20 protein-coding genes and 1 pseudogene are annotated in these 25,516 nt (G+C 52.4%); 14 read left to right on the forward strand and 7 right to left on the reverse strand.

Going from position 1 to position 25,516, the window contains the following annotated elements:
• The first annotated feature begins 65 nt into the window (after positions 1 to 65).
• Positions 66 to 2,048 carry a biosynthetic arginine decarboxylase gene (gene speA, locus H4F65_RS21070; RefSeq protein WP_010285791.1) on the forward strand — a complete coding sequence of 661 codons (1,983 nt, stop codon included), beginning with the start codon at positions 66 to 68 and terminating at the stop codon, positions 2,046 to 2,048.
• A 59-nt stretch (positions 2,049 to 2,107) separates the two neighbouring features.
• Here the strand turns inward: speA and H4F65_RS21075 are convergent, their stop codons facing one another.
• Positions 2,108 to 2,653 carry a helix-turn-helix transcriptional regulator gene (locus H4F65_RS21075; protein WP_010285790.1) on the reverse strand — a complete coding sequence of 182 codons (546 nt, stop codon included), beginning with the start codon at positions 2,651 to 2,653 and terminating at the stop codon, positions 2,108 to 2,110.
• 675 nt (positions 2,654 to 3,328) lie between these two features.
• Positions 3,329 to 4,081 carry a metalloprotease LoiP gene (loiP, locus tag H4F65_RS21080; RefSeq protein WP_010285789.1) on the reverse strand — a complete coding sequence of 251 codons (753 nt, stop codon included), beginning with the start codon at positions 4,079 to 4,081 and terminating at the stop codon, positions 3,329 to 3,331.
• A 410-nt stretch (positions 4,082 to 4,491) separates the two neighbouring features.
• Between loiP and tkt the strand changes: the two genes are divergently transcribed.
• From tkt to H4F65_RS21115, 7 genes are all read left to right on the forward strand, one after another.
• Positions 4,492 to 6,486 carry a transketolase gene (gene tkt / locus H4F65_RS21085; protein ID WP_159398224.1) on the forward strand — a complete coding sequence of 665 codons (1,995 nt, stop codon included), beginning with the start codon at positions 4,492 to 4,494 and terminating at the stop codon, positions 6,484 to 6,486.
• 314 nt (positions 6,487 to 6,800) lie between these two features.
• Positions 6,801 to 7,817, forward strand: coding sequence for an erythrose-4-phosphate dehydrogenase (epd, locus tag H4F65_RS21090; protein ID WP_010681802.1), 1,017 nt, complete (start codon positions 6,801 to 6,803; stop codon positions 7,815 to 7,817).
• Positions 7,818 to 7,889: 72 nt separating this feature from the next.
• Complete coding sequence (gene pgk, locus H4F65_RS21095; RefSeq protein ID WP_010681801.1) at positions 7,890 to 9,053, forward strand: phosphoglycerate kinase; 1,164 nt, start codon at positions 7,890 to 7,892, stop codon at positions 9,051 to 9,053.
• A gap of 137 nt (positions 9,054 to 9,190) precedes the next feature.
• Positions 9,191 to 10,267, forward strand: coding sequence for a class II fructose-bisphosphate aldolase (gene fbaA / locus H4F65_RS21100; RefSeq protein ID WP_010681800.1), 1,077 nt, complete (start codon positions 9,191 to 9,193; stop codon positions 10,265 to 10,267).
• A gap of 135 nt (positions 10,268 to 10,402) precedes the next feature.
• Positions 10,403 to 11,263, forward strand: coding sequence for a small-conductance mechanosensitive channel MscS (gene mscS, locus H4F65_RS21105; protein WP_010681799.1), 861 nt, complete (start codon positions 10,403 to 10,405; stop codon positions 11,261 to 11,263).
• 203 nt (positions 11,264 to 11,466) lie between these two features.
• Positions 11,467 to 12,081: an arginine exporter ArgO gene (argO, locus tag H4F65_RS21110; RefSeq protein ID WP_010681798.1), complete on the forward strand. Its 615-nt coding sequence runs from the start codon at positions 11,467 to 11,469 to the stop codon at positions 12,079 to 12,081.
• A gap of 218 nt (positions 12,082 to 12,299) precedes the next feature.
• Positions 12,300 to 13,025, forward strand: a complete 726-nt coding sequence (locus H4F65_RS21115; protein WP_039317218.1) for an oxidative stress defense protein — start codon at positions 12,300 to 12,302, stop codon at positions 13,023 to 13,025.
• Between the two features lie 105 nt (positions 13,026 to 13,130).
• On the opposite strand, the gene H4F65_RS21120 is transcribed toward H4F65_RS21115, so the two are convergent.
• The gene (locus H4F65_RS21120) at positions 13,131 to 14,024 is read right to left on the reverse strand and encodes a LysR family transcriptional regulator ArgP (protein WP_010681796.1); all 894 of its coding nucleotides are present in this window, start codon (positions 14,022 to 14,024) and stop codon (positions 13,131 to 13,133) included.
• A 240-nt stretch (positions 14,025 to 14,264) separates the two neighbouring features.
• Between H4F65_RS21120 and rpiA the strand changes: the two genes are divergently transcribed.
• Both rpiA and serA read left to right on the forward strand, forming a co-directional pair.
• The gene (gene rpiA, locus H4F65_RS21125; protein ID WP_010681795.1) at positions 14,265 to 14,924 is read left to right on the forward strand and encodes a ribose-5-phosphate isomerase RpiA; all 660 of its coding nucleotides are present in this window, start codon (positions 14,265 to 14,267) and stop codon (positions 14,922 to 14,924) included.
• Positions 14,925 to 15,218: 294 nt separating this feature from the next.
• Positions 15,219 to 16,451: a phosphoglycerate dehydrogenase gene (gene serA / locus H4F65_RS21130; protein ID WP_010681794.1), complete on the forward strand. Its 1,233-nt coding sequence runs from the start codon at positions 15,219 to 15,221 to the stop codon at positions 16,449 to 16,451.
• Between the two features lie 54 nt (positions 16,452 to 16,505).
• On the opposite strand, the gene H4F65_RS21135 is transcribed toward serA, so the two are convergent.
• Entirely contained in the window at positions 16,506 to 17,507 is a 1,002-nt protein-coding gene (locus H4F65_RS21135) for a zinc-binding alcohol dehydrogenase family protein (protein ID WP_010681793.1), read from the reverse strand.
• Positions 17,508 to 17,643: 136 nt separating this feature from the next.
• Between H4F65_RS21135 and H4F65_RS21140 the strand changes: the two genes are divergently transcribed.
• Together H4F65_RS21140 and H4F65_RS21145 are read left to right on the forward strand one after the other, a co-directional pair.
• Positions 17,644 to 18,552: a LysR family transcriptional regulator gene (locus H4F65_RS21140; protein WP_010681792.1), complete on the forward strand. Its 909-nt coding sequence runs from the start codon at positions 17,644 to 17,646 to the stop codon at positions 18,550 to 18,552.
• Positions 18,553 to 18,806: 254 nt separating this feature from the next.
• The gene (locus H4F65_RS21145) at positions 18,807 to 20,510 is read left to right on the forward strand and encodes a methyl-accepting chemotaxis protein (RefSeq protein ID WP_010681791.1); all 1,704 of its coding nucleotides are present in this window, start codon (positions 18,807 to 18,809) and stop codon (positions 20,508 to 20,510) included.
• A gap of 79 nt (positions 20,511 to 20,589) precedes the next feature.
• Here the strand turns inward: H4F65_RS21145 and ettA are convergent, their stop codons facing one another.
• Together ettA and H4F65_RS22035 are read right to left on the reverse strand one after the other, a co-directional pair.
• On the reverse strand, positions 20,590 to 22,257 hold the full coding sequence (gene ettA, locus H4F65_RS21150) for an energy-dependent translational throttle protein EttA (protein ID WP_010300532.1): 1,668 nt from the start codon (positions 22,255 to 22,257) through the stop codon (positions 20,590 to 20,592).
• 126 nt (positions 22,258 to 22,383) lie between these two features.
• Positions 22,384 to 22,515: a hypothetical protein gene (locus H4F65_RS22035; protein ID WP_010681790.1), complete on the reverse strand. Its 132-nt coding sequence runs from the start codon at positions 22,513 to 22,515 to the stop codon at positions 22,384 to 22,386.
• Positions 22,516 to 22,602: 87 nt separating this feature from the next.
• Between H4F65_RS22035 and sltY the strand changes: the two are divergent.
• Positions 22,603 to 24,539: pseudogene (gene sltY / locus H4F65_RS21155) on the forward strand (murein transglycosylase).
• A gap of 72 nt (positions 24,540 to 24,611) precedes the next feature.
• Positions 24,612 to 24,959, forward strand: a complete 348-nt coding sequence (trpR, locus tag H4F65_RS21160; RefSeq protein ID WP_010681788.1) for a trp operon repressor — start codon at positions 24,612 to 24,614, stop codon at positions 24,957 to 24,959.
• 3 nt (positions 24,960 to 24,962) lie between these two features.
• Here the strand turns inward: trpR and yjjX are convergent, their stop codons facing one another.
• Positions 24,963 to 25,502, reverse strand: coding sequence for an inosine/xanthosine triphosphatase (gene yjjX, locus H4F65_RS21165; RefSeq protein ID WP_010681787.1), 540 nt, complete (start codon positions 25,500 to 25,502; stop codon positions 24,963 to 24,965).
• Positions 25,503 to 25,516: the final 14 nt, after the last annotated feature.

Consider the following 25,516-nt stretch of genomic DNA (forward strand, 5'->3'; position numbering starts at 1 on the left):
GCTCATGTGGGCTGTTTATTCAGGTACTGATGTGATCAGCAGTCTAGAAAAAGAAGAGGTTCGTTATGTCTGACGACATGATTCATCACGGCTCGTCAGCGACGGGTAAACATGAAAATTTGCGCTCTATGCAGGAGGTTGCCATGAATGACCGTAATGCCAGCGAAATGCTTCGTACTTACAATATTGCCTGGTGGGGCAATAATTACTATGACGTCAATGAGCTCGGCCACATTAGCGTGTGCCCGGATCCTGACGTACCAGAAGCTCGCGTCGATCTGGCCAGATTGGTCAAAGATATGCAGAAAGATAACCATCAGCGCCTGCCTGCGCTGTTCTGCTTTCCGCAAATCCTTCAGCATCGCCTGCGTTCTATCAACGCTGCGTTTAAACAGGCTCGCGAATCGTTTGGTTATGAAGGCGGGTATTTTCTGGTTTATCCGATCAAGGTTAACCAGCATCGTCGCGTCATTGAGTCACTGGCTAATTCCGGTGAACCGTTGGGTCTGGAAGCCGGTTCAAAAGCGGAGCTGATGGCGGTACTGGGCCACGCGGGCATGACCCGCACGGTGATAGTGTGTAACGGCTACAAAGACCGTGAATACATCCGGTTGGCACTCATCGGCGAAAAGCTGGGCCACAAGGTTTATCTGGTCATCGAGAAGATGTCCGAAATCCGGCTGGTGCTGGAAGAAGCCGAGCGCTTGAATGTGGTGCCGCGCCTTGGCGTCCGTGCGCGTCTGGCTTCTCAGGGGTCGGGCAAGTGGCAATCCAGCGGCGGTGAAAAATCCAAGTTTGGTCTGGCGGCGGTCCAGGTGTTGCAACTGGTTGAGATGCTGCGTGAGGCTGGGAAGTTGGATAGCCTGCAACTGCTGCATTTCCATCTGGGATCGCAGTTGGCGAATATCCGTGATATCGCGACGGGCGTACGCGAATCCGCGCGCTTCTACGTTGAACTGCATAAGCTGGGCGTGAATATCCAGTGCTTCGACGTCGGTGGCGGTCTGGGCGTGGATTATGAAGGTACGCGCTCGCAGTCCGATTGTTCAGTGAACTATGGCCTGAACGAATATGCCAACAACGTGATTTGGGGCATCGGTGATGCCTGTAACGAACATGGGTTGCCGCATCCGACGGTCATCACCGAGTCTGGCCGTGCGGTAACCGCGCACCATACCGTATTGGTTTCCAATATTATCGGTGTTGAACGCAACGAGTTCAGTGACCCGACTGAGCCGGAAGAAGGCGCTCCGCGTGCGCTGGAGAGCCTGTGGTCAACATGGAAAGAAATCAAGCAGCCGGGAAAACGTCGTTCGCTGCGTGAATGGCTGCACGACAGCCAGATGGACTTGCACGATGTGCATACCCAATACACGCACGGCATGTTGGATCTGACGCAGCGCGCGAAAGCAGAGCAGCTTTATCTGAGCATCTGTCAGATGATTCAGGAACAGCTGGATCCGAGCAACCGTGCGCATCGGCCAGTCATTGATGAATTACAGGAGCGGATGGCTGACAAGCTGTATGTCAACTTCTCGCTGTTCCAATCCATGCCGGATGCGTGGGGGATCGATCAACTGTTCCCGGTAATGCCGTTGGAAGGGCTAAACAAGCCGCCTGAGCGCCGTGCTGTCGTGCTCGACATCACCTGTGATTCCGATGGTACGATCGATCATTATGTCGATGGTGACGGGATCGCGACGACGATGCCGATGCCGCCTTACGATCCAGAAAACCCGCCGCTGCTGGGCTTCTTCATGGTCGGCGCCTATCAGGAAATCCTGGGGAATATGCATAACCTGTTTGGCGATACGTCGACCGTTGACGTGTTTGTCTTCCAGGATGGCACCGTTGAGATTGAAGAATCTGACGAAGGGAATACGGTTGCTGACATGCTGGAATATGTGCAACTTGACCCCAAAGTGCTGATGACCCGTTTCCGCGATCAGGTGAAAGAAACCGATCTGGATACCGAACTTCAGGCGCAGTTCCTGGAAGAGTTTGAAAGCGGGCTATACGGCTATACTTATTTGGAAGATGAAGAATAAGTGTGACTGACTGAGTAAAAAGGGATGCGAGTGAGCATCCCTTTTTTTTCGACTATCGCTTAGATAATCGAATGACTCATATTGATGTCGGCTGCTGGTTTTGGAAGGGAATCAAATTCTTCAATGACGCTGTCTTTGAAGATAATTTTAGCAATAAGCAGTAAAGAGTTTTTATCCTGAACGCCATATTTATTCAGTAATCGTGATTTGCTGTTCAGTACGGACTTCTTATTTAATCCGATGATTTCGGCCATCGCTTCCGCTGTGTAGCCCGCACACCAATGCTGGAATACGGCATATTCAGATTTTGACAGTCTGACGGGACTGAATAAACGGCGGTCGTGAAGGTGGACAAAATCGAGTAATTTATAAAAAGAATCGATGGCTGCTGACTTTGAAATAAGAATCGTTTTTTCGTCAATGCACACGGGAGGGTGATTGGGGGAATTATTGATGATAACGAATGACGACGCCATATTATAAAAGTGAGTTCTTATCGACTCGTAGTATTCCTCAAAGCCCTCGCTGCTACCGTCAATGATGAAAATACATTTCTTCTTTCCTTGCTGCAGCGTAAACCTGTTGACGGGTTTTATCGAGAGCATAGGGATACTGGATAGGATTTCCCGTAATCCTACCGTGGTAAAATTGCATTTACTGAAAATTCTCACATCCATGATTTTTAACACATATGAGTTTATTGTCTGAAAGTGGCCATAAACCAATAATCGCTGCTGATGTTATCCAGTTATTAAGAAATCGCGATCCTGAAATGCTTTTAAATCGCTAAGAAGGTGGAGCCTCTAGAGAAACCTGCGGGCGCGACAACAGATTTTATCATATATCTATATGATCAAACTGGAAAAATTTTTATTGGTTTAACATAGTATGCTTGATTTACTGGTTTATTTCTATCTTTAAATACAGGGGGTTACTCCATCATTCTTGTTTATTGCGACGTATGTCTCTGTGCTAATCGCGATTGCCTTTTTTCCGTATGCTGCACATTTGCGGATTGCGGCTCCCAGCATCTGGAAATCTGCCGAGATTCGTTTCTTAAAAAGAGAACGGAAAGTAAATACGATTGAAAATAGCTATCTATTTATATCTATTAATTCTTAAATCCTATCATTTTGAGGATAGAAGCGATTGGAGATAGCGGTTATGTAGCAGCTTACCGTGAATATGATGGGGATGATAGTGGTCGGATGACTAGCGGGCAATTGAGATTTTTTCAATTGCCCGCGTGTGTGTTCTTTGCGAGTAATCAGCGTGTGTGATTATTTCTCGGCAGCGATACGCTCACGAATGTGTTTGGCGCGGCCTTCCGATGAAGGATGGGAATCGAACATGCTGCTCTCACGACCAGCATCAAGTTTGGCCAGTTTTTCAAAGCTGCTTGCCAGACCTTCCAACTTGACGCCACGTTTCTTCAGCAGATCGAAGGAATAGTCATCTGCCTGCGTTTCCTGAGTTTGAGAGAATTGGGAATTAACCAGTTTTTCTCCCAGATCGGCGAGTTGAGACTGTGACAGGGACGCCGCCATGCCACCCGCAGATCCAATGGCAGTACGTGCCGCAGTCGCCGCATAGGCAACCTGCATGGCTTTACGAGTGTGGCCCAGCGCAACGTGACCAATTTCGTGGCCGAGAACGCCTTCCACTTCGTTGTCAGTCATCATATCCATCAGGCCGCTGTAGACGCGGATGCAGCCGTTAGCCATTGCCCAAGCGTTAACGTCTTTTGTCAGATAAACCTTATAGTTGGCTGGTGTACCGTTGATGTCATGACCCAGCGCATCTGCAATTTTATTCAGGCGCTGTGTGTATTTGCTGTCGGCAGGGGCAATCTTTGCTTCTTTATCCATTTGCTCACAGGACTGATTGCTGAGTGATTTAACATCAGCATCGCTGAGCGTTGCCGCCTGAAACGCCTGTGCGCCGGATTGCATTAAGGTATTGGTGTTTAAATTCTGGCAGCCAGTCAGCAAGGTTGCTACACACAGCGCCAGTACAGAAGAACGAATAGCCATAAAAATCATCTCCATACGATTAATGTTTATTTTTTTAATACCAAAAAATCGGCTCTAAGGTACCCGAAAACGACATTGATAAATAGATCGGAAAATCTGATTTGTATGGTTTGCGATATCTCGTCGACGATGAATTTTTGTTTTGGTGCGTTCCAAAAAGGCGCGGTTGATAAAGGTGAACCTACTAGAAAACATGGCGTATGGCGCTGTAATCAACTGCATTTTGGTAAAAGAACCACCATTGATTCGTCAGCCGATAAATCCCTGTTTTTTGCTCACGGTTCCATGTGCATTCCCTCTGCTTTTCATGTACATTTGTAATCATATTTATTTTGTCATTCTTGTTTAAATTATTGATTTTAAATGGTTATGCAAGAAGGGCAGTCGTTCAATCCGATCTGGAGTCAAGCATGTCCTCTCGTAAAGAACTTGCCAATGCTATCCGCGCGCTGAGCATGGATGGGGTGCAGAAAGCCAAATCCGGTCACCCGGGCGCACCGATGGGCATGGCCGATATCGCCGAAGTCCTGTGGCGCGATTATCTTAACCATAATCCGGCCAACCCTAACTGGGCCAACCGTGACCGCTTCGTGCTGTCCAACGGCCACGCGTCCATGCTGATTTACAGCCTGCTGCATCTCTCCGGCTACGACCTGCCGATTGAAGAACTGAAAAACTTCCGCCAGCTGCACTCCAAAACGCCAGGTCACCCGGAATACGGCTACACCGCCGGCGTCGAAACCACCACCGGCCCGCTGGGTCAGGGGATTGCTAACGCCGTGGGTATGGCGATTGCCGAGCGCACGCTGGCCGCGCAGTTCAACCGTCCGGGTCATGAGATTGTCGACCATCACACCTACGCGTTCCTGGGTGATGGCTGCATGATGGAAGGGATTTCTCACGAAGTCTGCTCGCTGGCCGGCACCATGAAGCTCGGCAAACTGACCGCGTTTTATGATGACAACGGCATCTCCATCGATGGCCACGTTGAAGGCTGGTTTACCGACGATACCGCCGCCCGCTTTGAAGCCTACGGCTGGCACGTGGTGCGCGGCGTGGACGGTCACGATGCGGACGCCATCAAACGCGCCATCGGTGAAGCCCAACTGGTGACCGACAAGCCGTCGCTGCTGATGTGCAAAACCGTGATTGGCTTCGGCTCACCGAACAAGGCCGGTACACACGACTCCCACGGTGCACCGCTGGGCGATGCGGAAGTGGCAGCCTCCCGCGAACAGCTGGGCTGGACGCACGCGCCGTTTGATATTCCGGCTGATATTTATGCCGCCTGGGATGCGAAACCGGCCGGTCAGCGTAAGGAAGCGGCCTGGGATGAGGCGTTTGCCGCCTACGCCAGCGCGTACCCTGAGCTGGCTGCCGAGTTCAAACGCCGCACCGGCGGTGAACTGCCTGCCAACTGGCAGGCCGAGGCACAGAAATTTATCGACGATTTGCAGGCGAATCCGGCGAAAATTGCCAGCCGCAAAGCGTCACAGAACGCGCTGGAAGCCTACGGCAAACTGCTGCCGGAATTCCTGGGCGGCTCTGCCGACCTGGCACCGAGCAACCTGACCATCTGGTCTGGTTCGGTTTCGCTGGATAAAGACCACGCGGGTAACTATATCCACTACGGCGTGCGTGAATTCGGTATGACGGCGATTGCCAACGGGATTGCGCTGCACGGTGGTTTTGTGCCGTACACCGCGACCTTCCTGATGTTCGTGGAATATGCGCGTAATGCCGTGCGTATGGCCGCGCTGATGAAAATCCGCAGCATCTACGTTTACACCCACGACTCCATCGGTCTGGGCGAAGACGGCCCGACCCACCAGCCGGTTGAACAGCTGGCCAGCCTGCGCGTGACGCCGAATATGAGCAACTGGCGTCCGGCAGACCAGGTGGAAACGGCGGTGGCGTGGAAATACGCCATTGAGCGTCAGGACGGCCCGACGTCGCTGATCCTGTCTCGTCAGAACCTGGCACAGCAGTCACGTACGGCTGAACAGCTGGCGAACGTGGCGAAAGGTGGCTATGTGCTGAAAGACAGCGAAGGTCAACCTGAGCTAATCCTGATTGCCACCGGTTCTGAAGTTGAACTGGCTGTCGGCGCGTATGACAAGCTGACTGCCGCAGGCCGCAAGGTGCGCGTGGTGTCCATGCCGTCTACGGATGCGTTCGACAAGCAGGATGCAGCCTATCGTGAAGCGGTGCTGCCGAAAGCGGTATCAGCACGCGTAGCGATTGAAGCGGGTATCGCGGACTACTGGTTCAAGTACGTCGGCCTGAACGGCGCGATTGTCGGCATGACGAGCTTCGGCGAATCGGCTCCGGCGGAGCTGCTGTTCGAAGAATTCGGCTTCACCGTCGATAACGTCGTTGAAAAAGCGCAGGCGCTGCTGAAGTAATCACGCCGCATTAATCTCGATATGGGAAGCCGTCAGCTAGCGCTGGCGGCTTTTTTTCATCTTTAATTTAATCCACCTTTCAATGCGCGTTGTCTGCCCCTCGATCGCGGTTTTTTCATTTTTATGACCTATGTCACTCTTCTTGTGTGTGCCAGACGAGAATATTTCTTTTATGCATTAATTCGTTTATTCTAGCTGAAGCGTTTCAGTTGCTGCGTTGACGGCGTTTCGCTAGGGGTTCTCTGGTGTCTAAGAAGGGTATATTCTATGTATTGGGTAACCCTGTCACGACACAAGGAATCACAAAGAACGCCATGACGATCCGTATTGCGATAAACGGTTTTGGCCGCATCGGCCGCAGTGTTTTACGTGCGTTGTATGAATCAGGCCGCCGAGCCGAGATTACCGTTGTGGCTATTAACGAGCTGGCGAGCGCGGAAGGCATGGCGCATTTGCTAAAGTATGATTCCAGCCACGGCCGTTTTTCGTGGGATGTGCGTCAGGAGTGCGATCAGCTTTATGTCGGTGATGACTGTATTCGTCTGTTGCATCAGGCAGAGATTCAGTCATTGCCCTGGCGAGAACTCGGTGTCGATATCGTGCTGGATTGCAGTGGCGTCTACGGCAGCCGGGAAGATGGAGAAGCCCATCTGGCGGCAGGTGCGAAGAAAGTGCTGTTTTCTCATCCGGGAACGACGGATTTGGATGCTACGGTGGTGTTTGGCGTCAATCACCACCAGTTGGAAAGCGGGCACCGCATTGTTTCCAATGCGTCTTGTACGACCAACTGCATTATCCCGGTAATCAAACTGCTGGATGATGCGTTTGGTATCGAGAATGGGACGGTGACGACGATTCACTCGTCGATGAACGATCAACCGGTGATCGATGCTTATCATCACGATCTGCGTCGTACACGTGCCGCCAGCCAGTCGATCATTCCGGTAGATACTAAACTGTCTGCGGGGATCACCCGTATTTTTCCGCAGTTTGTCGATCGTTTTGAGGCGATCTCGGTGCGGGTACCGACGATTAACGTCACGGCAATTGACCTGAGCGTTAGCGTCAGGAAAGCCGTAAATGTGAATGAAATTAACGCACTATTGCAAAAATCAGCGCATGAGTCGTTTCGTGGTATAGTTGATTACACTGAATTGCCGTTAGTGTCGGCTGATTTTAACCACGATCCGCACAGTGCCATTGTCGATGGCACGCAGACACGGGTCAGTGGTCAGCATCTGATTAAAACATTGGTCTGGTGCGATAACGAATGGGGCTTTGCCAACCGGATGTTGGATACAACACGGGCGATGGCGGCCAGCGGTTTCTAGTACGACGGTGGCGATCTGGGGTCGCTATCTCGCTCAAGCAACTTTAAAAGAGAATCAACAAGAGGATTCACCATGTCTGTAATTAAGATGACCGATCTGGATCTGGCTGGTAAACGTGTTCTTATTCGTGCGGATCTGAACGTACCGGTAAAAGAAGGGAAAGTGACGTCTGATGCGCGCATCCGTGCCTCTCTGCCGACCATCGAAATCGCGCTGAAACAAGGTGCTCGTGTTATGGTCACTTCCCATCTGGGACGCCCGACCGAAGGTGAGTACAACGAAGAGTTTTCTCTGCTGCCTGTCGTTGACTACCTGAAAGAAAAACTGTCTTCTCCGGTTCGTCTGGCGAAAGATTACCTGGACGGTGTTGATGTCGCCGAAGGTGAGCTGGTTGTACTGGAAAACGTCCGCTTTAACAAAGGCGAGAAAAAAGACGACGAAGTTCTGTCCAAGAAATACGCGGCGCTGTGTGATGTGTTCGTAATGGATGCATTCGGTACGGCACACCGTGCGCAGGCTTCAACCCACGGCGTGGGCAAATTTGCCACTATCGCTTGTGCAGGCCCGCTGCTGTCTGGTGAGCTGGAAGCGCTGGGTAAAGCATTGAGCGAGCCAGCCCGTCCGATGGTCGCTATCGTGGGTGGCTCTAAAGTCTCCACTAAGCTGACCGTACTGGATTCCCTGTCTAAAATCGCCGATCAACTGATCGTCGGTGGCGGTATCGCTAACACCTTCGTTGCTGCACAAGGCCACAACGTGGGTAAATCCCTGTATGAAGCTGACCTGATTCCTGAAGCGAAAAAGCTGCTGGAAACCTGTGATATTCCTGTACCGAGCGATGTGCGTGTTGCGTCAGAATTCTCTGAAACTGCAACGGCAACGCTGAAGTCCGTTACGGCAATCAAAGACGAAGAGCAGATTCTGGATCTGGGTGATGTATCCGCTGAGCGTCTGGCTGAAATTCTGAAGAATGCCAAGACTATCCTGTGGAATGGCCCGGTTGGCGTCTTCGAATTCCCTAATTTCCGTAAAGGAACCGAGACCATTGCTCGCGCTATCGCAGAGAGTGATGCATTCTCTATCGCAGGTGGCGGCGATACGCTGGCTGCGATCGATCTGTTTGGTATTGCTGACAAAATCTCCTACATTTCTACCGGTGGTGGCGCATTCCTGGAGTTCGTTGAAGGGAAAAAACTGCCAGCAGTGGTTATGCTGGAAGAACGCGCTAAGCAGTAATTTAAGGTAAGGGGCGCTTTTCCTCTTTCCTGTGGTTGTCTCGATATGTGATGTTCGCAATATCGTATCGAGACAACCTGTCGATTTAACATCGATTTCTCTAACCCCTCCACGGCCAACGAAACGGGACACGTAACATGTCTAAAATTTTTGATTTCGTAAAACCCGGTGTCATCACTGGTGATGACGTTCAGAAAGTTTTCGCAGTAGCAAAAGAAAACAAATTCGCCTTGCCAGCAGTGAACTGTGTCGGTAGCGACTCAATCAATGCTGTGCTGGAAGCCGCAGCCAAAGTGCGTGCGCCGGTCATCGTTCAGTTCTCTAACGGCGGAGCAGCATTTATCGCCGGTAAAGGCCTGAAAGCAGAAGGTCAGCAGGCGGCAATTTTGGGTGCGATTTCTGGCGCTCAGCATGTGCATCAAATGGCTGAACACTACGGCGTGCCGGTGATTCTGCACACCGACCACTGCGCGAAGAAATTGCTGCCGTGGATCGACGGCCTGCTGGATGCGGGTGAAAAACACTTTGCTGCTACCGGCAAACCGCTGTTCTCTTCTCACATGATCGATCTGTCTGAAGAGTCTCTGGAAGAGAACATCGAGATCTGCTCTAAGTATTTGGCGCGTATGGCCAAAATCGATATGACCCTGGAAATCGAACTGGGTTGTACTGGTGGTGAAGAAGACGGTGTGGATAATAGCCACATGGATGCTTCTGCGCTGTACACTCAGCCAGAAGACGTTGACTACGCGTACACCAAACTGAACGCGATCAGCCCACGTTTCACTATCGCGGCTTCTTTCGGTAACGTGCATGGCGTATACAAGCCAGGTAACGTGAAACTGACCCCGACCATCCTGCGTGATTCTCAGGAATATGTTTCTAAGAAACATAACCTGCCGCACAACAGCCTGGACTTCGTATTCCACGGCGGTTCTGGTTCCAGCGCTCAGGAAATCAAAGATTCCGTTAGCTACGGCGTAGTGAAAATGAACATCGATACCGATACCCAGTGGGCAACGTGGGAAGGTATCCTGAAATACTACAAAGAAAACGAAGCGTATCTGCAAGGCCAATTGGGCAACCCGAAAGGCGAAGATCAGCCGAACAAGAAACACTATGACCCGCGTGTGTGGCTGCGTGCCTCACAGGCAAGCATGGTGACTCGTTTGGAACAAGCTTTCAAAGAGCTTAATGCCGTTGACGTGCTGTAAGTCAGACGACGTAAACATGATTTGATGCCAAGGCTCCTACGGGAGCCTTAATTTTTGGGGCTTTGGGGACTCAATGTTGCGGTTTCAGTTATGGACGTTATGCTTTCCCAGTGATTAAAAAACAGGAGCTTTTAAATGGAAGAACTTAATACGGGCCTGGATCAGGCAGGGAACTGGTTGGTGACACATCAGAACCTGTTTTTGCAGTATGCGGTGAATATCGTCGCCGCATTAGTGATCCTCATCGTTGGTCTGGTTATCGCTCGGATCGTTTCCGGCACCATCAATAAATTGATGGTTAACCGTTCTATCGATTCAACCGTGGCAGATTTCCTGTCTGCGCTGGTGCGCTATGGCATTATCGCGTTCACGCTGATTGCGGTATTGAGTCGGGTTGGCGTACAGACGGCATCAGTGATTGCTGTATTGGGTGCTGCGGGCTTGGCTGTTGGTCTGGCATTACAGGGGTCATTAGCCAACTTTGCAGCGGGCGTCCTGCTAGTGATTTTCCGGCCTTTCCGTACCGGCGAATGGGTGGATTTGGGCGGTGTTTCCGGCTCGGTCACGCAGGTACAGATTTTCTCGACGACGCTGCGCACGTCTGACGGCAAAATCATCGTGGTGCCTAATGGCAAAATTATTGCTGGCAATATCATCAACAGTTCGCGTGAACCGGATCGCCGTACCGAAATTATTGTCGGCGTAGCCTATGACGCTGATATCGACGTGGTGAAAAAGCTGCTGGGCGATATTGTCGCGGCGGATGAACGTATCCAGCACGACAAGGGCGTCACGATTCGCCTGAATGAAATGGCGGCGTCATCGCTGAATTTTGTGGTGTGGGTGTGGACAACCAACGGCAACGCGCAGGCGGTGTATTGGGATCTGCTGGAAAGCTTTAAACGCGTGCTGGATGAGCACCGTATTGGTATCCCTTATCCGCAGATGGATGTGCACCTGCATAACTTACCATCCGCAGCGAAACAGCCAGAATAACCTCTCTGACATAAGCCTTCAGGTATGCACCATGTCCTTATCGGCGTGGTGCATCGTCAGAAATTATCTTCTCGTCCGACACGGACTTCCTCTGCCTTCAGCACATTAGCTTAGCTAATGTAGCGTTAGAATATTCAATTTCACTTATCTAATCGGCTTCCATACACTCCCCGCGATAACAACAAACGGTGTAGGAGAGAAGTATGTGGGCGGTGTATTTACAGGGCGTTTTGTTGGGAGCGGCGATGATTCTGCCTCTAGGGCCACAGAATGCGTTTGTGATGAATCAGGGAATTCGCCGGCAGTATCACCTGATGGTGGCGCTGTTATGTGCGGTGAGCGATATGGTGCTGATTGCCGCTGGTATTTTTGGCGGCAGCGCGTTGCTTAGCCAGTCTTCACTGCTATTGGGGGCGGTGACGTGGGGCGGTGTTGCGTTTCTGCTCTGGTTTGGCTGGGGAGCGATGAAAACAGCCTTCAGCAAGAATATTGCCCTCGCCAGCGCCGAAGTGATGAAACAAAGCCGCTGGCGCATTATTGCTACCATGCTGGCGGTGACCTGGCTTAATCCGCATGTCTATCTGGATACCTTTGTGGTGCTGGGGAGTCTGGGTAGCCAGTTTGCAGGCGATGCTCGCAGCTGGTTTGCACTAGGGACGATGACGGCTTCCTTCACCTGGTTCTTTGCGCTGGCGCTATTGGCCTCCTGGCTGGCGCCGTGGCTGAATACGCCGCGGGTACAGCGGGTCATCAACTTTTTTGTTGGCGTAGTGATGTGGGGCATTGCTTTGCAGCTGGCGCGTCACGGTTGGCAATGATGGTTGGAAATAAATAACCTCACCTTACGCTGTGTTTCAGAAATTCACCTATATTGTGTGGAGTTGGTAATGCGTTATGTTGGTCGGTAAAGCAATCCGTCTTGTCTCTTTCATTCTGGAAGATACCGTGTTGGCACAGATAATCTATTGATACAGATAATCTGCGAACGGCATGCGTGACGAAACATAAGTAAGGAGAGAGTGTGAAGCGAGGTATGATGAAGCTCAATGCACTGGCGTTGGCCGCTGCGATAGGACTTGGTGGTGTGTCGATAGCCGCGCAGGCTGCGGAATTGCCGGATGGCCCGCATATCGTGACGTCAGGGACATCCAGCGTAGATGCGACACCGGATATCGCTCGTCTGGCGATTGAAGTGAGCGTGTCATCGAAGGATGCGGCGGAAGCGAAAAAGCAGGTCGATGCCCGCGTTGCACAATATTTTGATTTTCTGGGTAAAAATGGCATTGAGAAAAAAGATATTAATGCCGCCAATTTACGTACGCAGCCAGAATATGACTACCTGAAAACCGGTGGTTCGGTGCTGAAAGGCTATCGTGCGGTGCGTCAGGTGGAAGTCACGCTGCGCCAGTTAGACAAACTGAACGAGCTGCTGGATGGGGCGCTGAAATCGGGGCTGAATGAGATTCGCACGGTAGAATTAGGCGTTGCTAACCCAGAAACCTATCGTGATGAAGCACGTAAGAAAGCCATCGAACAGGCGACGAGTCAGGCGGAAGCGCTGGCGCAGGGTTTCAACTCCAAACTGGGGCCGATCTACAGCGTTCGCTATCACGTTGCCAACTATCAGCCGATGCCAATGGCACGTATGTTTAAAACGGCAGATGCCGCGGTGCAAACCGAAGCGGCACAAACCTATGAACAGCAAACCATTCACTTTGACGATCAGGTGGATGTGGTGTTTGAGTTGCAGCGCACGCAGTAACGTTGACGCTAAAATACGGTTGCGTAAACCATTGATGATACCAACAGGCCTGCTCAGACAGGCCTGTTATTTTTTGCACTCTCTATTTTTTACTATCTCAGTACGTTATGACTGCCGCAGTACCTGATGACCGTGCGAGAGCAGAGCGTCCGTCACTTTCCTCATCATCCGGCTTTCCGGCGCGAAGCGGTGCCAGTAGAGCATCCGGCGCTGAAACAGCCCCGGCGTCAGGTCGATTAACTCGTTATTCGCAAGCTCTCTTTCGATTTGCAGATGTGGGATCATGCAGCAGGTCGTGCCTTGACGCGCTAGCTGTACAAACGCTTCTGACGAATTCACGATGTGGCAGGGAACACTGCCAGGTGACAAATCAAAATTCTGCTGTAAAAAGGCCTGATGCATATCATCCAGATGGTCGAAGGCGACCGCCGGTGCGCGCAGCAGCGCCGAGCGCGTCACGCCATTCGGGAAATAGCGGGCGGCAAAGCTCGGCGACGCGACAAACAGATAGTCCAGCGCACCCAGTTTATCCACCAGACAGCTTGGCAGCGGCTGAGACTGAATACTCACCGCACCGACCACTTCCCCCCTGCGCAGCCTTTCCTGCGTGCGCGTTTCATCTTCTACCTGCAAATTAAGACGAATCGGTGAATCGACCAGCACCGGTTGTAACGCAGGTAGCAGCCAGGTTGCCAGACTGTCGGCGTTCACCGCCAGCGACAGCAGCAGCGGGATATCGCTGTTGGTTTCATTGCCCAGCCACTCTTCTTCCAGCAGTTCGACCTGATGAAGCAGAGCCAGCAGTTTCTGCCCTTGTTCTGTAGGACGAGGCGGGATGGTTCTGACCAATAGCGGCTGGCCGAACAGGTTCTCCAGCTGTTTAATACGCTGCGAAACGGCAGATTGGGTAATACACAGTTTTTGGGCAGCGCGTTCAAAACCACGCTCGCGGATGACGGAATCCAGAGCCTGAAGCGTTCGATAGTCCGGGCGTTTCATGAAAGTCAAAATCCTCTGAACGAGTCTGTTTTTTTTCACTATGCCACATTTTGCAGATTTGCCATGCAGAAATCTTATTTTGGCTGTTGTGCGCAATCACGATTCAGCACGGTAGGTGTGAAATGGTGCACATGAAATAATGCATGAGCGGTGAAGTGAATTTGCACGCTTTCCCCAACGTGCATGTTCTATAATACGCACACGTTTTCGTATATCGACTCTACAGGCCAGAAGCAGATTATGACGCAAGATGAACTGAAAAAAGCAGTGGGATGGGCAGCGCTCGACTACGTCCGCCCCGACACCATTGTGGGAGTAGGAACCGGATCGACGGCAGCACACTTTATTGATGCGCTGGGTTCGATAAAACATCAAATAAAAGGCGCGGTTTCCAGCTCGGATGCCTCAACGGAAAAGTTGAAAAGTCTGGGTATCCCCGTTTTTGACGCTAATGATGTGGATTCGCTGGATGTCTACGTAGATGGCGCGGATGAGATCAACGGACACATGCAGATGATCAAAGGCGGTGGTGCAGCGCTGACCCGCGAGAAAATCATTTCGGCAATGTCGCGCCAGTTCATCTGCATTGTCGATGCATCCAAACAGGTTGATGTGCTGGGTAAATTCCCGCTGCCGGTTGAAGTTATCCCGATGGCGCGGTCTTACGTGGCGCGTGAACTGGCGAAGTTGGGTGGGCAGCCAGTCTATCGTCAGGGCGTACTGACGGATAACGGCAACGTCATTCTGGATGTACACAACCTGAATATCATGGATGCGGTCGCGGTAGAAAACCACATTAATGGTATCCCTGGCGTCGTAACCGTTGGGTTATTTGCCAACCGCGGTGCAGATGTCGCGTTAGTCGGTACGGCTGAGGGTGTAAAAACCGTCGTTAAATGAGTGCGCGATCGTTCTGGCGTGGTGAACACCCACGTCAGAAATTTTTTAGCTAAAAAAATCCATTTAGTTAACGGCTCATTTTTGGTACTTAATATCACATTTTCTTATTTTGTTTATCGTCGATATGGCGATGCACATCTTTGGCAATATTTTTTGCCATAAATCAGGCGCGCTCCTCTGTGGCGCGATTTGGGCGAAGCAATCGTTTGTATTGCTGACTGCGTAATTTTTGTTATGTTGGCAGAAGCTATTGAGCACTCTGTCACATTTGAAGTCTGAAAATAAGGTCGGGAAATGGCAAAGGTATCATTGGAAAAAGACAAGATTAAGTTTCTGTTAGTGGAAGGCGTGCATCAGAGCGCGCTGGATAACTTGCGTGCAGCGGGTTACACCAACATCGAGTTCCATAAAGGTGCGCTGGATCCTGAGGCATTGAAAGCCTCCATCCGCGATGCGCATTTTGTGGGTATCCGCTCGCGTACCCATCTGACAGAAGAGATTTTTGCTGCTGCGGAAAAACTGATCGCGGTAGGGTGTTTCTGTATCGGGACTAATCAGGTTGAGCTGTCGGCCGCGACCAAGCGCGGTATCCCGGTGTTTAACGCACCTTTTTCCAATACCCGATCCGTAGCAGAAATGGTGATCGGCGAAATGCTGCTGATGCTGCGCGGTATCCCGGCGGCCAACGCGAAAGCGCACCGTGGTATCTGGCACAAGCTGGCTGTGGGCTCGTTTGAAGCGCGTGGTAAAAAGCTGGGGATCATCGGCTACGGCCATATCGGTATGCAGTTAGGTATTTTGGCTGAAAGCCTCGGTATGCACGTTTACTTCTATGATATCGAAAGCAAATTGCCGCTGGGCAATGCTCAGCAGGTGCGTCATTTATCCGATTTGCTGAACATGAGCGACGTGGTGAGCCTGCACGTGCCGGAGAATGAAAGTACGTATAATATGATGGGTGCTGAAGAACTGGCACTGATGAAGCCGGGCTCAATCCTGATTAACGCCGCTCGTGGTACCGTGGTTGATATTCCAGCGTTGTGCGACGTGTTGAGCAGCAAGCATTTGTCCGGCGCGGCGATTGACGTATTCCCACAGGAACCAGCAACCAACAGCGATCCATTCCTGTCGCCGCTGTGCGAGTTCGACAACGTGCTGCTGACGCCGCACATCGGTGGTTCCACGCAGGAAGCGCAGGAAAATATCGGTGATGAAGTCGCTGGAAAGCTGGCGAAATACTCAGACAACGGCTCTACGCTGTCTGCGGTGAATTTCCCGGAAGTATCGCTGCCTGTTCATGGCGCACGCGCCAGCCGCCTGCTGCACATCCATGAAAACCGTCCTGGCATCATTACCAAAATTAACCAGATCTTTGCTGAGCAGGGTATTAACATCGCCGCGCAGTATCTGCAAACGACACCTGAAATTGGTTACGTGGTCATTGATGTTGAAACTGACGGCGCGCAAACGGCACTGCAACTGATGAAGGCCATTCCTGGCACCATTCGTGCCCGTCTGCTGTTCTGATGTGTGATTGATCAGCTCGTTATTAATCAGCCCCGAAAGGGGCTGATTGCGTTATTACAGCGCGATAACGATCTTGCCGCGCATATGCCCTTCCAGCACTTTACCGTGAGCCTGCTTCAGCGTGTCTACCGTTAACCCTTGCAGCGCTTCGCTGGCGGTTCCCTGAAGTTTTCCTGCATCAACCAACTGTGCGACTTCGTGCAAAATATTCCCCTGTTCCGCGATATCCGGCGTGGTGAACATGCTGCGGGTAAACATGAGTTCCCAGTGCAGCGCCGCGCTTTTGAGTTTCAGAGCCGTTTGGTCGAGCGGATTTTTGTTTTCCACTATGGTGCAGATGTGTCCCATCGGCGCGATCAGTTTGCTGATGGCATCCCAGTGGCCGTCCGTGTCGTTCAGGCAGAAAATATAGTCGACCTGTTTGATCCCTTCTTTTTCCAGAGACTCGACCAGATTACGGTAATCCACGACCTTATGGGCACCGCGCTGGCGGCACCACTCTGCCGAGTCAGGCTGTGACGCGGTGGCGATGATGTTCACTGAACTGCGCAATGCTGCCAGAGAAATCGCGAGAGACCCTACGCCGCCTGCGCCGCCGATAATCAACAGCGTTTTGTTGCTGTCGGCCTGCTGTATTTTCAAATGCTCGAATAAGCCTTCCCAGGCGGTCAGTGCCGTGAGCGGCAGTGCGGCCGCCGCTGCCCAGTCCAGGGACACTGGCTTGCGCGCTACGATACGTGAATCAATTAACTGATGGGTGGTGTTGCTGCCGGGGCGGGTGATATCGCCGGCGTACCAGACTTCATCGCCTACTTGAATGTTGTTAACCGCGCTGCCGATTTTCAGCACGACGCCGCTGGCATCCCAGCCGAGAATTCGGGGCTGCTGTAATCCATTCTGACGTAACCCAGCATGAACTTTGGTATCCACGGGATTGACGGAAATGGCTTTTACGCCGACCAACAGATCGTATTCACCGGGCTCGGGAATATCCTGCGTGATGGCAATGAAATTTTCTGGCTGTTGTGGATCAACGGCTATCGCATGAGCGGTCATGGTCTGTTCCTCATTATTTTCAGAATGCGGTCTTGTGAATAAAACCTATTTTTGCATAAGCCAAAGTGTAGAACACAGAGATAGGACTGATAAGATGGACAATAAATAATGCAGTGTTCGTCTGAGGTGAACAATCATGTTTAAGCAATTGCAGGATATGGCGCTGTTTGCGCTGGTGGCCGAGTGTGGCAGTTTTACACAGGCGGCGCGAAAAGCGGGGCTGGCAAAATCCAGCCTGAGCCTGCGCATTAGCCAGCTTGAACAGCAGATTGGCCTGCGGTTGCTGAACCGAACGACGCGCCAGCTCAATCTGACGTTTGCCGGTGAGCGCTACCTGATTCACTGTCAGGAGATGCTGCAAGCCAGCGAGCGTGCCGATCTCGCCATACAGCGCCTGCGTGATAATCCCAGCGGGCGACTGCGCATCACTAGCCCGGCAGGATTAGGTTCTACGCTGCTGGCGCGGCTCACCGCCGAGTTTCAGCAGCACTTTCCGGCGGTATCACTGGATGTGCTGATTTCAGACGATGTGATCGATCTGGTGCAGGAGGGCTTTGATGTCGCTTTTCGCACCGGTAAACCGCATGACTCTTCACTGATTGGGCGTTCGCTTGGGCAAACCCCGCGATACTTGCTGGCATCGCCTGACTACCTGGCGCGGCACTTGGCATTACTTCACCCACAACAGCTCCAGCAACACCGCTGTATCGCGCATCATGCCTGGACGGAGTGGCTACTGCATCGCGGTTCGGAACTCTATCGCTGGTTACTCCCCGATTCGCATATTACGGATAACCTGCTTTACGCCCGTGAGTGCGCGATTGCGGGGGCGGGGATTACGCTATTGCCGGATTTCCTCTGTCTGGATGAAGCGGTGTCTGGAAAACTGGTCAGGGTCTTGCCGGATTGGCAGGTGGAAGCCAACGAGCTTTATCTGGTCTACCCCAGCCGCAAGCTGAATTCGCCCGCATTGGCGTGTTTTATCGACTTTGTTTTACAGCATCGCGCGTTGGATGATTACTCAACATTTTTGAAAAAGCAGTAGGGATTGTCGTACCTATAATATTTTTGTTTCATTTTTACTGATATTTTTTAATTTTTATTGAAACGTGATTTCTATCAACTTATTTTAGGTACGTTTTAGACTGAAAATGCCGATAACAATTGTGGTTCCTTTTGACTTTCTTATGAAAGGTTTGTCCTGCGTGGCATTATTGTCACAGTGATATCTGGGCTCTGCCGCACCAGCAATGGCAGAGATAATGTAGACCAGTGATGGTGAAAATGAGAATGCAACCGATGTCTGTTCAAAAAGAGAAGTTGAGTTACATCAACAATATACGTCTCGTTTCGTTATTTATTACTCTTTTTTCAATTATCCTGATTTTATTTGCGCTTTCTATTGGCACAGCGAGCTATTTCTTAAAACAAAGTAATGATTCATTGGATAAGGCTAATGAATTGTCTGATATCCGCGCTGGTATTAGCAGCAGTCTCGATCAATTGCGCGTTGCCAGATTGCTGCTTATTCAGGCGGGGGCGGCAAACCGTATTAGCGATCACGACGTCTTTAAATCCGCTTCAGACCAGGCTGCTGGTCGAGTCAGAGCCTCACAGAAGCGTCTGGATGAATATATCGCGCGTCCAGACAAGCTGGAGAGCGAAAACGCGCTGGATGACGAGATTCTTAAGGCGTATGCCAACTACCGTGATAACGCGATTCTGGCTATGCAGAAAGCGACAAACGACGGGGAATTTGAAGATACGATCACGCTGGAAAGTACGCTGGCCCGTCAGTTAGATGAAGCGTTCAGTGTTCCAGTACGCAAGAAAGTGAATGAACTCACGAAAGCTGCGCAGGCTATCAATCAGCGGGCGGAGCAGAACGCCCAACTGGGATACTGGATGATGGCGGGCTCGTTTGCGTTGTCCGTCATTATGGCATTGATGGCGTACATCATGGTACGCAATGTGATCCTTGCGCCAATCAATAGACTGGTTGAACGTATCCAGAAAATTGCAGCAGGTGACCTGACATTGCCGCCGATGGCGGTGGGACGTAATGAAATCGGCATTCTGGGAGCGAATATCCAGAACATGCAGGCGGAGCTGACGGATACGGTGACGATCGTGCGTGAAGGCGCAGATTCGATCTATCAAGGGTCGTCAGAAATTACGGCGGGTAACGTCGATCTCTCTTCGCGTACCGAGCAGCAGGCGGCCGCGCTGGAGGAAACCGCCGCGAGCATGGAACAACTGACAGCGACGGTGAAACAGAACTCTGACAATGCCCATCACGCCAGCCAATTGGCGAAAAATGCTTCTGAAAAAGCGGAGAAGGGCGGGCAGATTGTGAAGAACGTGGTGGATACCATGCAGGATATTTCTACCAGTTCACGTCGTATTTCCGAAATCACGTCGGTCATTAATAGCATCGCTTTCCAGACCAACATTCTGGCGCTGAATGCGGCGGTAGAAGCCGCGCGAGCGGGTGAGCAAGGGCGTGGTTTTGCCGTGGTGGCGGGTGAAGTCCGTAGTCTGGCACAGCGCAGCGCACAGGCCGCGAAAGAGATTGAAGGGCTGATTGGCGAATCGAGCAGGCTGGTGGATACAGGATCGGGGCTCGTGTCTCAGGCGGGTACAACCATGGGCGAGATTGTCCGCGCGGTTGTCAGCGTGACCGACATCATGGGAGAAATTGCCTCGGCTTCTGACGAACAGAGCCGTGGCATCGGGCAGGTGAGTCAGGCCGTGTCTGAAATGGATAGCGCGACGCAGCAGAATGCGGCGCTGGTACAGGAAGCCTCGGCGGCGGCCGTTTCGCTTGAAGAACAGGCTGCACGTCTAACGCAGGCTGTCGCGGTATTCAAGCTGGCTGGCGTGGCTCAGAGACTGAAGTCGTCCTTACCGAAGGCGGCACCGCAACCGCGCTTAGCGCCAGCGATGGCGCTCGCCGGAGCCAGCAGCAAAGGCAGCGATAGTCAAAACTGGGAAACGTTCTGATCGGATAAGTTAAGCCGTATTGGAAAGAAAAATGGCCCGCAATTTGCGGGCCATTTGTTTTATCACGTTAGATGACGGCTTATTTAGCGATCTTCTTGTATTTGATGCGGTGTGGTTCCAGCGCATCAGCACCCAGCGTACGCTTCTTGTACTCTTCGTATTCGGTAAAGTTACCTTCGAAGAATTCCACTTTACCTTCATCCTGATAATCCAGAATGTGTGTTGCGATACGGTCGAGGAACCAACGGTCATGCGAGATCACCATGGCACAGCCTGGGAATTCCAGCAGGGCGTTTTCCAGCGCGCGCAGGGTTTCGATATCCAGGTCGTTGGTTGGTTCATCGAGAAGCAGCACGTTGCCGCCTACCTGCAACAGCTTCGCCAGATGCAGACGACCGCGTTCACCACCGGACAGCTCGCCAACGCGTTTACCCTGATCAACCCCTTTGAAGTTGAAACGGCCAACGTAAGCGCGGCTTGGCATTTCGGTGTTGCCGATACGCATGATGTCCTGCCCGCCAGACACTTCTTCCCAGACGGTTTTGCTGTTGTCCATCGCGTCACGGAACTGGTCAACTGACGCCAGTTTCACCGTTTCACCCAGCTCAATCGAGCCGCCATCTGGCTGTTCCTGACCGGACATCATGCGGAACAGGGTCGATTTACCAGCACCGTTCGGGCCGATAATGCCGACAATCGCGCCTTTTGGTACGGAGAAGGAAAGTCCGTCGATGAGCTGACGTTCGCCGTAAGACTTGCTGAGGTTGGTGACTTCCACCACTTTATCGCCGAGACGAGCACCAGGCGGAATAAACAGTTCGTTAGTTTCGTTACGTTTCTGGTATTCGGTGTTGTTCAGCTCTTCAAAGCGTGCCAGACGTGCCTTACCTTTGGACTGACGGCCTTTAGCGCCTTGACGCACCCACTCCAGCTCTTTCTCAATGGATTTACGGCGAGCCGCTTCCTGAGAGGCTTCCTGTGCCAGACGCTGATCTTTTTGCTCCAGCCAGGAAGAGTAGTTGCCTTCCCACGGAATACCTTCGCCGCGGTCCAGTTCCAGAATCCAGCCTGCGACGTTATCGAGGAAGTAACGGTCGTGGGTAATCGCCACCACGGTGCCCTCGAAGTCGTGCAGGAAGCGCTCCAGCCAGGCGACAGATTCGGCGTCCAGGTGGTTAGTTGGTTCGTCGAGCAGCAGCATGTCCGGCTTTTCTAACAGCAGACGGCACAGCGCCACGCGGCGACGTTCACCCCCGGACAGGGTAGCGATTTTCGCATCCCACTCTGGCAAGCGCAGCGCATCGGCGGCGCGCTCTAACTGGTTGTCCAGATTATGGCCGTCGTGCGCCTGAATGACTTCTTCCAGTCGGCCTTGTTCGGCGGCTAATTTATCGAAGTCTGCATCCGGGTCGGCATACAGCGCATAGACTTCGTCAAGACGCTTCAGCGCGGTGACGACTTCAGATACCGCTTCTTCCACGGATTCACGTACGGTGTGCTCCGTGTTTAACTGCGGTTCCTGCGGCAAATAGCCGATTTTGATTCCAGGTTGTGGGCGAGCTTCGCCCTCGATGTCCGTATCAATGCCAGCCATAATACGCAACAGCGTTGATTTACCGGCTCCGTTCAGACCCAGCACGCCGATCTTGGCACCGGGGAAAAAACTGAGGGAGATGTTTTTCAGAATGTGACGCTTCGGCGGTACGACCTTACCGACGCGATGCATGGTATAAACATATTGAGCCACGTTGCGACTTCGCCTCTCTCTTATCTCTATGATTTGTCACCATAAGCAGGTGACCATATGTAGCACTGTGCTACTTAATACTCAGTGATGCAGCCTGAGAAATACCCCGGCAGCGGATCGATTATTCTAAGTATGGAGTGTAGCGGGTTTCAGCCCGCGATCCCAGCTATCCGGCGATTTGCCATGGCCGATCTGAGACGTAGGCCGCGTGATGAATTTCAGAATCGGTTTGCGGATCGGCATATCGTTGTCTGGCATGATGTGCCACACTGGATCTGCCCGATAGGATATGGGTATCGATACGATGAAGGATGCCGATAGCAAGTTCGATAACGGATGAGGTTAATGCAGGTGATAAAAGCGGGTCATTGGTGGTACGCCGTTTCGGCGATATGTCTGGCTGGGATTTCCGGCCATGCGCTGGCGGATTCTCTGGACGAACAGCGTCAGCGCTATCAGCAGGTTAAGCAAGCATGGGACAGCAACCAGATGGACACGGTCGCGCAGTTGATGCCGACGCTGCGCAGTTACCCACTTTATCCTTATCTTGAATACCGTTCGCTCACGCAGGATCTGAGTCAGGTCAGTGCGACGCAGGTGAAGCAGTTTATGGCAACGCACCCGACGTTGCCGCCCGCCCGTAACCTGACGACCAGCTTTGTGAATGAACTGGCGCGCCGTCAGGACTGGATTGGGCTGCTGGCATTTAGCCCCCAGCCGCCGAAGCCAGTCAGCGCCCGCTGTAACTTTTATTACGCCCAGTGGGCAACCGGTCAGCGCCAGGGCGTGTGGGAAGCCACGCGTGATATCTGGCTGACAGGGCGTTCGCTCCCTACCGTGTGCGATAAACTCTTCTCCGTCTGGCAGCAGGCCGGCGAACAGACGCCGCTGACGACGCTGGAACGCGCGCGCGTCTGGCGATGGACGAAGGCAGCGGCAGTCTGGTGAGCTATCTCATCAAGCAGTTACCCGACGATTATAAAACGATGGGCGATGCGTTGCTGAAACTCCAGAACGATCCGAATTCGCTGGAGAGCTTTGCCCGTACCGTCGGACCGACGGATTTTACGCGTAAAGTCACGCTCTCGGCCTTCACGCGCACGGCGCGTCAGGATGTTGATAATGCCCGCTCGATGCTGCCAGTCATTGCCCGTTTGCAGAAAATGAGCGCGACAGAACGTCAGGGGATGGAAGAAACCATTGCCTGGCGTTTGATGGGCAACGAGGCCACGCCAGAGCAGGCACAGTGGCGGGATGGCGTGGTGCGGCAGAGCACGTCGACCACGTTGCTGGAACGCCGCGTACGTATGGCGCTGGGAGCCGGCGATCGTCAGGGGCTAACGAGCTGGATGGCGCGTTTACCCGCGGATGCGTTACAGAAAGACGAATGGCGCTACTGGCGTGCGGTAGTGCTGTTGGATCAGGGCAAACGGCAGGAAGGCGAGACGCTATTACGCAGCCTGATGCAGGAACGCGGGTTCTATCCGATGGCAGCGGCGCAGAAACTGAACGAGCGCTATCCCATGACTATCATGACGGCGGTGAAGCCGGATCCTTCTTTGTCTCAGCTACCGGAAATCACCCGCGTGCGGGAGCTGATGTTCTGGCAGATGGATAATCTGGCGCGCAGCGAGTGGGTCGGGCTGGTGTCGAATCGTAGCAAACCGCAGCAGGAAGCACTGGCTCGCTATGCGTTTGAACAGCGCTGGGCGGATTTGAGCGTGCAGGCGACGATTGTCGCGAAGCTGTGGGATCATCTGGAAGAGCGTTTCCCGCTGGCCTGGAACGATGAATTCCGCCGTGAAACACAGGGGAAAGGCATCAGCCAGAGCTATGCGATGGCGATTGCTCGTCAGGAAAGCGCCTGGAACCCGAAAGCACGTTCCCCGGTTGGTGCATCGGGCCTGATGCAGTTGATGCCCGCGACGGCACAGCATACGGCCAAAATGAGTAATATCACGTTCTATACGAATAGCAGCCAACTGTTCGATCCCGAAACCAATATCCTGTTGGGAACGAACTACCTGGAGTACGTGTACCAGACATTTGGCCGTAACCGCATTCTGTCTTCCGCGGCTTACAATGCCGGGCCGTCGCGTGTGAATACCTGGCTGAGGAACAGCGCTGGGCGCATCGATCCCGTTGCGTTTATCGAAAGTATTCCGTTCTCGGAAACACGGGGTTACGTGAAAAATGTGCTGGCGTATGATGTCTTCTATCGCTATTTCCTTAATCAGCCAGCCAGTGTGCTGACGGACGCGGAATGGCAGCGGCGTTATTGAGACGTGCCGTTGCGCTCGTTGCCTGAAATTGTGTTATGCTGCCGTACTAGTTAAATAGTATGGCAGCCCGTTATGACTCCGTTATCGCTTATCGACCCGGCACTTTCTGAACAAGACAATGAGCATTGGTTACGCTTTGTCTCGTTATTGCAGCAGTCTATGGCGGAGGATCTTCAATTGCCGCTGCTTCAACTCCTGCTGACGCCGGATGAGCGTACAGCGTTAGGAACGCGGGTGCGAATTATACAGGAGCTAATGCGGGGTGAAATGAGCCAGCGTGAGCTGAAAAGCGAGTTAGGTGCGGGAATTGCGACGATTACGCGCGGTTCAAACAGTCTGAAAGCCGCGCCCCCCGCGTTAAAAAGCTGGCTGGAAGCGCAGTTGCTGTCGGCAGATAAGCCGTTGAGTGACGACGCGTAGCCGTTACGATTTTGCTGCCTGAACGGGAATCTGATAGATCGGATTATGGAACGGCACCAGTGCCAGCAGCAGCGCCTGATGGTACACGCTGGTGCGTGACAATTTGCCGTCGGTGAAGACGCCGATGGCACCACCTTTATGTTTGATATTCTGAACGCCCGTCAAACGCTCCATTTCATCGCCTAATTCCCGCCCTTCACGGATACCATGTAATATACTTTCTGGAAGAACCAGGCTTGCAGAACGTGATTCGCCACGCAGGTGGGCGTTTTCGATCACCATCCAGGCGAACGTCATGCTTTCTTCAATGCCTGCTTCGACACCGACCCAAAAATCGGCTTCTGGTCGCACCTGGCGTGCCATCATGACGCGGTTTCTTGCGCCTGTACGGGTTTCGAGAGAGCCGAGAGGCTGGCGCGGGACGCCACTGTCGACGTCAACGCCTTCTATGCGGCAGTTTTCTGCACCAAAGACATCGGTGAATGCCAGAGTAATAGCCTTAATCTTTGCCGGGTTGGTAGTTGCAGCAACAACGTGATACATAACAGTTTCGTACC

It is taken from the genome of Pectobacterium brasiliense, assembly GCF_016950255.1.
GTDB lineage: Bacteria > Pseudomonadota > Gammaproteobacteria > Enterobacterales > Enterobacteriaceae > Pectobacterium > Pectobacterium brasiliense.